Here is a 13,021-nt window from a genome sequence, read left to right on the forward strand (position 1 = left end):
TCATATTAGGGTTACGGGAATATCAATAATCAACTTCGGTTCTATGCCAAAAGTTGAACTGTTTTAATTTACCGTAATTATCCATTATTCATTCTCAATTATCAATTAATTCGTCTTGGTATTTCGTAGCTCAGAAAATCATAAGCAAGAATAGTCTCGGGGAAAATAGCCTGAGCCTCCTTGAGTAAATCATTTAACTGAAGGGTATTGCCCGGGGCATAACGGGGGCTAAAGTGGGTCATGATAAGTTTTTTAACCTGAGCAGCAAGAGCCACTTGGGCTGCCATGGTGGTGGTGGAGTGCATTCTTTCAAAGGCCATTTGTGCGTCTTGGTGGGCAAAAGTGGCTTCATGAATTAGTACGTCAGCATCTTCGCTAAGGGCGATCGCACTTTCACAAAAAACGGTATCGGTACAATAAACAAATTTACGTCCAATTTCCGTCGGCCCACACAATTGAGAACCATTGATAGTGCGTCCATCATCTAGGGTAATGGTTTCACCCTTTTTCAATCTTCCATACACAGGGCCACTGGGAATACCCATTTTTTTGGCTTTTTCCACATCAAATTTACCAGCCTTATCTTTTTCACTGATGCGATAACCAAAAGCCGTTACACGATGTTTTAACATCTCGGTACTAACTATATATTCATCATCCTCATAGATAACACCAGGAGAAACCGTTTTAAAATGGACACCATAGGGGAAATAAGTCTGAGAATACTTCATACAAGCCTTTAAATAAGCATCCAGCCCGGGAGGCCCATAAACTTCCACATTTTCTGCATGGGCGCCCAACCCACAACTAGCCAGTAATCCCATCAAACCAAAAATATGATCTCCGTGCATATGGGTAACGAAGATTTTTTTTAGTTGGGAGGTTTTTAATTCACTGCGCAAAATTTGGTGTTGGGTACCTTCTCCGCAATCAAATAACCAAATTTCTCCCCTCTGGGTTAGTCTAAGTGCCACACTAGATACATTTCTTGCTCGGGTGGGTACTCCTGAACTAGTACCTAAAAAAGTTACTTCCACAACTATCTATATTATTGATACTTTGTAATTAATCCTAGTTTACCACTCCACCATGGACAATTTATTTTACAAAAATAGACAAGAAACGATTAACCACCGATAATAAATTTATTTTCCATCACTATTTACCATGCAGACTAACTCTAAATTTACTAATTCCTTTACCAATCCCACTGGTATTACTTTACTTATTCTATTATCTGTGGGTTTAAGTGCGATCGCCCTTAGCTTTTTAAACATCAATCAAATCAATCCCTTTCTATCTTCTTTTATCATCACTGGGGCTTTAGGTTATGTGATAGTACCTCAACTGCAAAGAATAAAAGCCAGTCAAGTAATCCAAGAAGACGGCCCTTCCACCCACCTCAAAAAAGCGGGAACTCCCACTATGGGAGGAATTTTCTTCATTCCCACCGCCATCATTGTCGGTTTAATTTTTACCAACTTTTCCAGTAATGCCATTGCCGTTGCCCTCGTCACTTTGGCTTATGCCTTTATCGGTTGGGTAGATGATTGGCAAATTTTGCGAAAAAAAACCAACCTTGGTTTAACTGCCAAGCAAAAGTTAGCCTTACAAATTCTATTCGCCGTTATCTTTTGTATTTGGATGGCTCAAACTCAGCCCCCAGAAATTACTAACGTCACTCTTCCTTTTAGTATTATTCTGCCCCTTGGCTTTTTCTTCTGGTTTCTTGCCTCCTTTGTTATCGTTGCCGAAAGTAACGCCACCAACTTAACCGATGGGGTTGACGGTTTAGCAGGGGGAACCAGTGCGATCGCTTTTCTCGGTATCGGTATATTGATAAGTAACACTCATCCAGACTTACTCATTTTTTCCCTCGCCATCAGTGGGGCTTGTCTAGGATTTGTCCTCCACAACCGCAACAAAGCCTCTGTCTTTATGGGTGATACGGGTTCCCTAGCTCTCGGTGCTAGTCTAAGTGCGATCGGTATTTTAAGCCAAAATCTTTGGGCATTATTCATAATCAGTCTGCTTTTCTTCCTCGAATCCATCTCCGTCATCGCCCAAGTAGCTTACTACAAAGCCACCAAAGACGAAAATGGCAAAGGAAAAAGACTACTAAAAATGGCTCCCATCCACCATCACCTCGAACTTAGTGGCTGGACAGAAACCCAAATCGTCGGCATCTTTTATCTAATTAATACCATTCTTATTCTAATCACCATCTATTTATATTAATGGTAGGGGTGAGCAATGCCCACCATGAAAGTGTATGGACAAAGATAAAAAACCTAACATCATCATCTAAAACCCTAAGAAAGTAGGTTGCATAGAAAAGCACAACCCCACATACAAAAAAAGTTTAAGAGCCAGAAAGCCTTATTATGTAGTGATTGAGACAGAAGATTGAAAAAAGATGGTAGAAAAAGTTGCCATTTTAGAAAAGGTTAGTTATATTAGTATATGTGCGATTGAGGGCAACACGCCTTCCTGACACACCACGAACCTCGACAATTCAATAGTTTGAAAGCCATTTTTCAAGTATTACATATATCCTTGTCAAAATAACTTTATTTAAAAAACAAAAGTCTTAAACCTCGGTTTAAGCATTGCCAAGAAAGAGCAAGTAAAACTACTTCAAATCAAAAAGGAGTAAATCGCTTTAAAGTGATGGAAACTTTACAATGGAGAGTTTGATCCTGGCTCAGGATGAACGCTGGCGGTATGCCTAACACATGCAAGTCGAACGGTCACCTTCGGGTGATAGTGGCGGACGGGTGAGTAACACGTGAGAATCTGCCCTTAGGTCGGGGACAACAGTTGGAAACGACTGCTAATACCGGATGAGCTGAAAAGTAAAAGATTTATCGCCTAGGGAAGAGCTCGCGGCTGATTAGCTAGTTGGTGGGGTAAAAGCCTACCAAGGCAACGATCAGTAGCTGGTCTGAGAGGATGAGCAGCCACACTGGGACTGAGACACGGCCCAGACTCCTACGGGAGGCAGCAGTGGGGAATTTTCCGCAATGGGCGAAAGCCTGACGGAGCAATACCGCGTGAGGGAGGAAGGCTCTTGGGTTGTAAACCTCAAAACTTAGGGAAGAAGAAAGTGACGGTACCTAATATAAGCATCGGCTAACTCCGTGCCAGCAGCCGCGGTAATACGGAGGATGCAAGCGTTATCCGGAATCATTGGGCGTAAAGAGTCCGTAGGTGGCACTTCAAGTCCGCATTTAAAGACCGAGGCTCAACCTCGGGCAGGGTGTGGAAACTGAAGAGCTAGAGTACAGGAGGGGTAGAGGGAATTCCTAGTGTAGCGGTGAAATGCGTAGAGATTAGGAAGAACACCAGTGGCGAAGGCGCTCTACTGGACATGTACTGACACTGAGGGACGAAAGCTAGGGTAGCGAAAGGGATTAGATACCCCTGTAGTCTTAGCGGTAAACGATGGATACTAAGTGTAGCGGGTATAAACTCCTGCTGTGCTGAAGCAAACGCGTTAAGTATCCCGCCTGGGGAGTACGCACGCAAGTGTGAAACTCAAAGGAATTGACGGGGACCCGCACAAGCGGTGGAGTATGTGGTTTAATTCGATGCAACGCGAAGAACCTTACCAAGACTTGACATCCGATGAATCTTGATGAAAGTTAAGAGTGCCTTAGGGAACATCGTGACAGGTGGTGCATGGCTGTCGTCAGCTCGTGTCGTGAGATGTTGGGTTAAGTCCCGCAACGAGCGCAACCCTCGTCCTTAGTTGCCAGCATTAAGTTGGGGACTCTAGGGAGACCGCCGGGGAGAACTCGGAGGAAGGTGGGGATGACGTCAAGTCAGCATGCCCCTTACGTCTTGGGCTACACACGTACTACAATGGTTAGGACAAAGGGATGCGAAACCGCAAGGTGAAGCGAAACCCATCAAACCTAGCCCCAGTTCAGATCGTCGGCTGAAACTCGCCGGCGTGAAGGAGGAATCGCTAGTAATCGCAGGTCAGCATACTGCGGTGAATCCGTTCCCGGGTCTTGTACACACCGCCCGTCACACCATGGAAGTTGGTAACATCCGAAGTCGTTACTCCAACCCTTATAGGGGGAGGACGCCGAAGGTGGGACTAGTGACTGGGGTGAAGTCGTAACAAGGTAGCCGTACCGGAAGGTGTGGCTGGATCACCTCCTTATAAGGGAGACCATGTATAGTGGTCAGCAAGGAATGTGATGAAAAATGGTACTTCAAACTAGAGATTGGGTTCATGGGCTATTAGCTCAGGTGGTTAGAGCGCACCCCTGATAAGGGTGAGGTCCCTGGTTCAAGTCCAGGATGGCCCATAGGTGGGGGTATAGCTCAGTTGGTAGAGCGCCTGCTTTGCAAGCAGGATGTCAGCGGTTCGAGTCCGCTTATCTCCAGTGAGAAAACTTAGCACTGTTCGATGGAACAAATGCTGAGGAAAAAGTCTCAGTAAGAACCTTGAAAACTGCATAGAAAAAAAAGTAAGTAGGAAGTCTGTATTAAACAGATAATTAGGTCAAGCAATCAAGGGCTAATGGTGGATACCTAGGCACACGAAGGCGAAGAAGGACGTAGCAACCTGCGAAAAGTCTCGGGGAGTTGGAAGCAAACATTGAGCCGAGAATGTCCGAATGGGGCAACCCTAAAAACACACCTATAAAAAGGTGATGAGCGAACCCGGTGAACTGAAACATCTTAGTAGCCGGAGGAAGAGAAAACAAAAGTGATTCCCTTAGTAGCGGCGAGCGAAGCGGGAGAAGCCTAAACCAGTGTTTACGAATACTGGGGTAGTGGGACATCGATATCAAGAGTGGACGTTAGACGAACTAGCTGAAAACTAGACCAAAGAAGGTGAAAGTCCTGTAGTCGAAAACAGAAGTAATTGTAGGTGAATCCCGAGTAGCACGGTATAAGAGAAATCCCGTGTGAATCAGCCACGACCACGTGGTAAGGCTAAATACAAAGTGTGACCGATAGTGAAAAGTACCGCGAGGGAAAGGTGAAAAGAACCCCGGGAGGGGAGTGAAATAGAACATGAAACCATTAGCTTACAAGCAATGGGAGTCCGATAGAACGGATGACCGTGTGCCTGTTGAAGAATGAGCCGGCGACTTACAGGCAGTGGCAGGTTAAGACGGAAAGTCGAAGCCAAAGAGAAATCGAGTCTGAAAAGGGCGCTAGTCACTGTTTGTAGACCCGAACCCGGGTGATCTAACCATGTCCAGGATGAAACCCCCGTAACAGGTGGTGGAGGTCCGAACCGACCAATGTTGAAAAATTGGCGGATGAGGTGTGGTTAGGGGTGAAATGCCAATCGAACCCGGAGCTAGCTGGTTCTCCCCGAAATGTGTTGAGGCGCAGCGGTGTGGAATGTCATGGGGGGTAAAGCACTGTTTCGTTGCGGGCTGCGAGAGCGGTACCAAGATGAGACAAACTCAGAATACCCATGATTGTAGCACTAGTAAGACGGTGGGGGATAAGCTTCATCGTCGAAAGGGAAACAGCCCAGACCATCAGCTAAGGTCCCCAAGTAAAGACTAAGTGATAAAGGAGGTGGGAGTGCAAAGACAACCAGGAGGTTTGCCTAGAAGCAGCCATCCTTGAAAGAGTGCGTAATAGCTCACTGGTCAAGCGCTCCTGCGCCGAAAATGAACGGGGCTAAGTCTTTCACCGAAGCTATGGACTCATATTGAGTGGTAGGGGAGCGTTCTCTATTGGGAGAAGCATTAGCGGCAAGCAGATGTGGACGATAGAGAAGTGAGAATGTCGGCTTAAGTAGCGAAAATTGAAGTGAGAATCTTCAACCCCGAAAGCATAAGGGTTTCTCCAGAAGGTTCGTCCGTGGAGAGTTAGCCCGGACCTAAGGCGAAGCGAATAGCGTAGTCGATGGCAAGCAGGTAAATATTCCTGCGTGGTTTTACAGGAGCTATTAAAGGGACCCATGAAAGATAAACTCATCCTAAGTGGATTGGAAGCAACTTCGGTTGTGAGAGTGTAAGGATAGTGGCAAGAAAAGCTTTAATAGTGTTGAATGTAGAATCCCGGTACCCGAAACCGACACAGGTATGCAAGTAGAGAATACTAAGGGGAGCGAGTTAACTCTCTCTAAGGAACTCGGCAAAATGACCCGTAACTTCGGGAGAAGGGGTGCCACCGAGAGGTGGTTGCAGTGAAAAGGCCCAGGCGACTGTTTAGCAAAAACATAGGTCTCTGCAAACTCGAAAGAGGAGGTATAGGGGCTGACGCCTGCCCAGTGCCGGAAGGTTAAAGAAGTTGGTCAGTCTTAGGATGAAGCTAGCGACTGAAGCCCCGGTGAACGGCGGCCGTAACTATAACGGTCCTAAGGTAGCGAAATTCCTTGTCGGGTAAGTTCCGACCCGCACGAAAGGCGTAACGATCTGGGCGCTGTCTCGGAGAGAGGCTCGGCGAAATAGGATTGTCTGTGAAGATACGGACTACCTGCACTTGGACAGAAAGACCCTATGAAGCTTTACTATAGCTTGGAATTGTGTTCGGGCCTGCTGTGCGCAGGATAGGTGGGAGACGATGAGATTATCCTTGTGGGGATAATGGAGTCAATGGTGAGATACCACTCTCAGAAGGCTAGAATTCTAACTCTTAAATGAGGACAGTTTCAGGTGGGTAGTTTGACTGGGGCGGTCGCCTCCAAAAAGGTAACGGAGGCGTACAAAGGTTACCTCAGACTGGTTGGAAATCAGTCGAAGAGTGCAAAGGCAGAAGGTAGCTTGACTGCGAGACATACAGGTCGAGCAGGGTGGAAACACGGTCTTAGTGATCCGACGGTGCTGAGTGGAAGGGCCGTCGCTCAACGGATAAAAGTTACTCTAGGGATAACAGGCTGATCTCCCCCAAGAGTTCACATCGACGGGGAGGTTTGGCACCTCGATGTCGGCTCATCGCAACCTGGGGCGGAAGTACGTCCCAAGGGTTGGGCTGTTCGCCCATTAAAGCGGTACGTGAGCTGGGTTCAGAACGTCGTGAGACAGTTCGGTCCATATCCGGTGCAGGCGTGAGAATATTGAGAGGAGCCTTCCTTAGTACGAGAGGACCGGGAAGGACGTACCGCTGGTGTACCAGTTATTGTGCCAACAGTAAACGCTGGGTAGCCATGTACGGAGTGGATAACCGCTGAAAGCATCTAAGTGGGAAGCCCACCTCAAGATGAGTATTCTGGTGTAAGGTCACGGGAAGAACACCCGTTAATAGGCACAAGGTGGAAGTGCAGTAATGTATGGAGCCGAAGTGTACTAACAGACCGTCAGCTTGACCTATTCCAAACTTACTTATAATTATCTATGCAGTCTTGAGGGTTTTTAACCTCATAATCTTGGCAGGTGTATCTAGCGTTGTGGAACCACTACGACTCCATCCCGAACTCGTGGGTGAAACACAGCAGCAGCGACGATACTACGGGGGTAGCCCCTTGGGACAATAGTTCTATGCCTGCCTTAATAATCAAAAAAAAACCGCCCCATCATACGGCGGCTTTTTTTTTGCTTAATTTTAATTGTGAATTAGGATAGGGGAAGAAGAATCGATACGCCATAATTCGTCGAGGCGGTTGGCTGGAATTGTTAAGTAAAGAATGTCATTTTCTTTTAATTTTATTTCTAATAAGTTCCAACTATGAATGTTTTTATTCCCTCTTGTGATGTAGAGAGGAACGAAATCAGCTTGACTGGCAATATGTTTAATTTCTTGACCACAAAAAGGATGATTAGGAGTAATCATGGTGGCTAGGGCTACCCAAAGTAAGTCTTGAGTCATGCCATTTCCGAGGATTCTACCCCCTAGTGCAGCAGCGGCAAAGGAATGGGTTGCAAGTTCGGCGGGGGATAGTACGGTTTCAAATTGAAATACGTCTTGGACTGATTGGGCAAATTGACTTTCCTGTACTCTCAGGGTTACGGGTAAGTTAGGAGCGAGCGCCTTTACCGTGAGAGCTATTTCTACATTTAACATATCATTACTGGTAACTACTAACAGAGCGATCGCCCGGCGCACATTAGCAGTGTTAAGGGTATCAGATAATGTAGCATCTTCAACTATTATCGGTACTCCGAGAGAACGTACAGAGTGAAGAAAACGATTATTCGGATTTGGCTCTATTACTACCACATCTTGCCCTTGACGGTGTAATTCTTGAATAATTTCAATGCCAACATTACCCAAACCACAGACAATATAGTGATTTTTACTGGGTATTTGTGCCACATCCCAAGACTGTTTTAGACGACTGCCCAGGACAAAATCATTAATAAGGGCGTAACAAATACCAATTATTCCAGCACCCACAATCATCATAAAAGCGGTAAATATTTTGATGATGTCAGGGGCATTTTCGGCAACCTCTTCCTTACCTCCAGCCCCTGTAATCATGCCCACACTAAAATAAAGAGCATCCACGGGGGAAATATCCCAGTTGACAAAAACATAGGTAAAAGTGGCAAGAAAAATTAACGATAGTAATATAAGGGTAATAATTATAACAGGACGGGCATATTGCTTATATTTACCGATGTTGAGAAAAACTTTTAAAAATTTGATGAGAAAATTTCTTGATTTATTGTTTATCTTGGCTTTAGTCGCAACGATTAAATGATCTCCTAGTTGTAGAGTTTTACCTTCAATGACGGCAGAAACGAGGTCAATTTCTCCCTGTTTAGGTAAATAGTAGATTAACATCTGCTCTAGGTTATCCCATAGTTGAGATAGTTTTAGCCCTAACCAGGGATGATTTTCGTCTATGACTTCTTCCTGCAATGCCCATGTTTTGTCCAATAATTTTAAATGCCCGATCGCCCTGTTTCCTGTAGCAGCAAAGGCAAAAATAGGCGCAGCGAGGGCAGGGACACTCATGGTAAAGTGATCTGGTAGGGTGTGATCTAACCTTGCCCCAAGGGTACGATTGTAGAGACGATTAATGATTCTAATTTTGGGGTTAAGGGTTCGTGCTTCGGTGAGAATTGCGACATTGAGGGCATCATCATTACTAGCTAAGACAATGGTATGAGCTTCCGTAATCCCTGCATCCATCAACACTTGGGGGGATCTCATATTACCCACAACAATATGATCATTTTCTTGGGTAGTCAAGGGGCGATCGCTTATTCCCACCACATTAGCCCCCTGTTGCTTTAACAGATTATAGATTTTATAACCTGTCCTACCTAAAGCACAAACGATGATAAAAGGTTTCATTTTGAGTTGGATTTAAAATTTGGTCAACAAGTCATTATCAACCTATTTAGTTCTTTTTTCATTATCTCTTATAGTTTGAAACCTAATTGTGATTTACTATACTAGAAAAAATATAGGGTGGGCAATGCCCACAATTTCGATAATTACATTACCATACCACCATCAACGTTGAATACTTGCCCTGTGATATAACTAGAAGCCTTGTCAGCTGCTAAGAAACGAATCATCCCCGCAATTTCTTCTGGCTTACCATAACGGGCGAGGGGAATAAATTTTAAAATTTCATCGGCTTCTAATCCGCTTGTCATATCAGTTTCAATAAATCCAGGGGCAACGGCATTAACAGTGACACCACGACTGGCAAATTCTTTGGCGAGGGTTTTTGTTAAACCGATTACCCCTGCTTTAGCTGCGCTGTAGTTAGCTTGTCCAGGGTTGCCCATTTGCCCTGCCACGGAGGAAATATTAATAATTTTACCGCTTCTTTGTTTAAGCATCATTTTACTAACGGCTTTACAACATAGAAATACCCCTGTGAGGTTGAGGTTGATCACCTGTTGCCAATCTTCGAGTTTCATCCTTAACATGAGGGTGTCACGGGTGATTCCTGCATTATTTACGAGGATGTCGATTTTGCCGAATTGTTTGACCGCTTCTTTGAAAAGATTATCTACTTCTTCTGGGTTAGAAACATCGGCCTTAATGGCGATCGCACTCCCCCCCCCTTCGGTAATTTCGGCTACGACTTTGTCCGCTGCTTCACTATTACTGGCATAGTTTACCACAATGGATGCTCCTTCTTCCCCAAGGGCGATCGCACTGGCTTTTCCTATGCCACGGGAAGCCCCTGTAATAACCGCTACTTGGTCTTTTAATTTCTGTAAATTATCAGGTAATAGTTCCATATATAACCATCTACTATCATTAAACTGCACGGATTAGTTTACCAGAAATTTGAATAGTGAAGTATTGGAGAGACAGGGAAATAAAACAAATTTGATTGTTAATTGTTCACTGTCAATGATTTGTGTTGCCAAGGGTCATTAAAAAAGTGTAAATTGTGAAAATACAATATTAATCCTCCGTCATAATTATCAAACATGAGAATTCGCCGTCAAGAGCCTTCCCCCTCCGTTGCCATTGAGAGTTTATGCTATCAAGTAAAAGTGCCAGAAGGTGAACCTCAAAATATCCTCGAAGAGATTGTATGGTATAAAGAGCAAGAGGTGGAGAAAATGCGTGATCGCCTTTCTCTGTTAGATTTAAGGGTACAGGTTAAAAAACTAACCAATCAACCCAAAGACTTTTTAGGAGCGCTTCATAATAGTCCCCATCAACCAGCCCTCATTGCTGAGGTTAAAAAAGCATCCCCTAGTAAAGGGATTATTCGTGCTGATTTTGAACCTAGTGCGATCGCAACTGCTTATGAAAAAGGAGGTGCCGCTTGTTTATCAGTGCTAACCGACAAAAAATTTTTTCAAGGTAGCTTTGAAAACTTAGCCATAGTTAGAAACACCGTCAATGTGCCCTTATTGTGCAAAGAATTTGTCATTTACCCTTACCAAATTTATCTTGCTCGTTTAAACGGCGCTGATGCCGTCTTACTCATTACCGCCATCCTCAAAGATAGTGACATTAAATATTTCCTCAAAATCATCGAAGGATTAGGTATGACAGCCCTTATCGAAGTGCATACCCTCGAAGAATTAGACCGAGTTTTAGCCATTGACGGAGTAAAATTAATCGGTATTAACAATCGCAACCTCGAAGACTTTACCGTTAGCCTTGACAACACAAAAGAAATTCTTGCTCAAAGGGCAGACATTATCAAGGAAAAAGGAATTACCATCGTTAGTGAATCAGGTTTATACACCAAAGAAGACTTACAATTTGTACAACAGGCAGGGGCAAACGCCGTCTTAATCGGTGAATCTTTGGTAAAACAAGATGATATTACCTCGGCGGTGAAAAATTTTTACTAAATTGGTTTCTAGGTTGAGTCAAACACTACCCATAAAAATCCCCCATGATTATGGGGGGCAGAGTAATCTTGAACTGTAAATAAATTTGTTAAAAAGACAGTAAATAATATCAGAAAAATCTAATTAAATAAATAAAAGATGATTAACATTTGGGAAAATCAGCAGATAATTAATTGGAGTCAAATAATACTTAATAGCTACAAAACACTTGTAAAAAAAGACTTAATAGAAAGAAAAGGAGATGAATTAGCCCAAGCAAAAAACCTTTTTTATGCTCCCATGGTAGTATTTAGCCACAACACATTACCAGATCCAACCTATAATTATGGTAGTGAAAAAGGCTTAATTTTATGGGATATGTCATGGGAACAATTAATAAAAACCCCATCTCGTACTACGACAGAGCCTTTATTAAGGGAAGAAAGAGAAATACTTTTGCAAGAAACAAACACTAAAGGTTACGTGTCAAATTATGAAGGGGTAAGAATTTCTCGCACGGGAATAAAATATCATATTAAAGATATTACTATGTGGAATTTAGTGGATAATTCTAATAATTATTGTGGTCAAGCTGCTACTTTTTCTCGGTGGGAAAAACTCTAGTTTTTCCTATTATTATACTAAATCCCGTTTCAATAATATACTAATTAGGGCGGGGAACAGGGAACGGGGAACGGATAGTAATTGTTTATTGTCAATTGTTACACGGTGAATAATAGTAAACTCTATTAATCGGATTTGGTATTATCGGTATTTTTCGTGGGCGATCGCCCTTTTCCTGACATCTAATTGTGAAGTTTTGTAAAATTACTGTAAGCTGGAAGTAGTATTGCCTAAGAAGATATTGGCAATGGGAAATAAAAAATAGCAATTTTTATGATGTCAGATAAACGATTAGGCTGGTCATTAGATTATAGAGATCCAGAAACGATAAAAAAGGTAATGCCATTTTGGGAATTTTTATATAAATATTATTTTCAAGTAAAAACCGATGGCTGGGAATATATCCCCAATACTCAAGTGTTGTTTGTAGGTTCTCATAATGGGGGGTTGGGCGCCCCTGACATGACCATGATGATGTATGACTGGTTCAAACGTTTTGGGGTAGAAAAGCCAGTATATGGACTGATGCACCCCAGTGCTTGGAAAGTTTATAGTACCGTGATAGATTTAGCGGCACAATGCGGAGCGGTGGTAGCCCATCCAAAAATGGCCATAAGGGCGATCGAGTCTGGGGCTAGTGTTTTGGTGTACCCTGGGGGCGCTGAGGATGTGTTTCGCCCCTACAGTGAGAGGGATAAAATTAAGTTGGTGGGTAGAAAGGCTTTTATTAAATTAGCCCTTAAATATTCTTTGCCCATTGTGCCTTTGGTGTCCAAGGGCGCCCATGAAACTTTGTATGTATTGACGGATTTGTATGAACAGGCGAAGTCTTTTCATGATTTAGGGTGGTTTGATTGGATTTTGGATGTTGATCCTCAAACCTTTCCTATCTATCTTGGTTTGCCTTGGGGCATTGCCTTTGGCCCTTTACCGAATATTCCATTACCTAATCCTATTCGTACGAGGGTATGTCCTCCCATTTATTTTAAACATTATGGAATGGATGCTAGTAAGGATAAAGATTATGTGGATGAATGTTATGACATGGTGGAGAAATCTATGCAGTATCAGTTAGATTTACTCTATGACAACTCCAATGACAAGTATGCCATGCTCTAATGATTTTGATACAGAGGATTTCAATTTCAAGTCAGGGATTTAAACCCCTTGTTAAGGATTTTTTCGTTTCATTTTCTAACCAATAACAGTGCCAA

The 13,021-nt window shown here is 43.4% G+C and carries 7 protein-coding genes, 2 tRNA genes and 3 rRNA genes; 9 read left to right on the top strand and 3 right to left on the bottom strand.

The features are described from left to right. Positions 1-101: 101 nt before the first annotated feature. A complete protein-coding gene (locus AA637_RS13530; protein ID WP_446683192.1) occupies positions 102-1,037 on the bottom strand; it encodes a ribonuclease Z in 936 nt (311 codons plus the stop codon). Between the two features lie 130 nt (positions 1,038-1,167). On the opposite strand from AA637_RS13530, the gene mraY reads away from it, so the two are divergent. The 6 genes from mraY (at position 1,168) to rrf (ending at position 7,469) form a co-directional block, all read left to right on the top strand. Next, positions 1,168-2,238, top strand: coding sequence for a phospho-N-acetylmuramoyl-pentapeptide-transferase (gene mraY, locus AA637_RS13535; protein ID WP_446683193.1), 1,071 nt, complete (start codon positions 1,168-1,170; stop codon positions 2,236-2,238). Positions 2,239-2,681: 443 nt separating this feature from the next. Beyond that, positions 2,682-4,171: ribosomal RNA gene (locus tag AA637_RS13540) — 16S ribosomal RNA — on the top strand. Between the two features lie 74 nt (positions 4,172-4,245). Further along, positions 4,246-4,319 (top strand) — tRNA-Ile (locus AA637_RS13545). A gap of 5 nt (positions 4,320-4,324) precedes the next feature. After that, positions 4,325-4,397 (top strand) — tRNA-Ala (locus AA637_RS13550). Positions 4,398-4,514: 117 nt separating this feature from the next. Further along, positions 4,515-7,292, top strand: a 23S ribosomal RNA gene (locus AA637_RS13555). A gap of 59 nt (positions 7,293-7,351) precedes the next feature. Further along, positions 7,352-7,469 (top strand): 5S ribosomal RNA (gene rrf / locus AA637_RS13560). Together the 16S, 23S and 5S rRNA genes with 2 tRNA genes alongside form the textbook arrangement of a ribosomal RNA operon. 55 nt (positions 7,470-7,524) lie before the next feature. Here the strand turns inward: rrf and AA637_RS13565 are convergent. Both AA637_RS13565 and fabG read right to left on the bottom strand, forming a co-directional pair. Further along, positions 7,525-9,222, bottom strand: coding sequence for a potassium channel family protein (locus AA637_RS13565; RefSeq protein WP_446683194.1), 1,698 nt, complete (start codon positions 9,220-9,222; stop codon positions 7,525-7,527). A 143-nt stretch (positions 9,223-9,365) separates the two neighbouring features. Next, complete coding sequence (fabG, locus tag AA637_RS13570) at positions 9,366-10,127, bottom strand: 3-oxoacyl-[acyl-carrier-protein] reductase (protein WP_446683195.1); 762 nt, start codon at positions 10,125-10,127, stop codon at positions 9,366-9,368. Between the two features lie 195 nt (positions 10,128-10,322). Between fabG and trpC the strand changes: the two genes are divergently transcribed. The 3 genes from trpC to AA637_RS13585 all read left to right on the top strand — a co-directional run bounded on the left by trpC (position 10,323) and on the right by AA637_RS13585 (position 12,926). Beyond that, entirely contained in the window at positions 10,323-11,204 is an 882-nt protein-coding gene (trpC, locus tag AA637_RS13575) for an indole-3-glycerol phosphate synthase TrpC (RefSeq protein WP_446683196.1), read from the top strand. 138 nt (positions 11,205-11,342) lie between these two features. Further along, a complete protein-coding gene (locus AA637_RS13580) occupies positions 11,343-11,807 on the top strand; it encodes an MEKHLA domain-containing protein (RefSeq protein WP_446683197.1) in 465 nt (154 codons plus the stop codon). 276 nt (positions 11,808-12,083) lie between these two features. Further along, positions 12,084-12,926 carry a glycerol acyltransferase gene (locus AA637_RS13585; protein WP_069791330.1) on the top strand — a complete coding sequence of 281 codons (843 nt, stop codon included), beginning with the start codon at positions 12,084-12,086 and terminating at the stop codon, positions 12,924-12,926. Positions 12,927-13,021 lie beyond the last annotated feature (95 nt).

Origin of the sequence: Cyanobacterium sp. HL-69 (genome assembly GCA_002813895.1) — a bacterium.
In the GTDB taxonomy this organism is placed as follows: domain Bacteria; phylum Cyanobacteriota; class Cyanobacteriia; order Cyanobacteriales; family Cyanobacteriaceae; genus Cyanobacterium.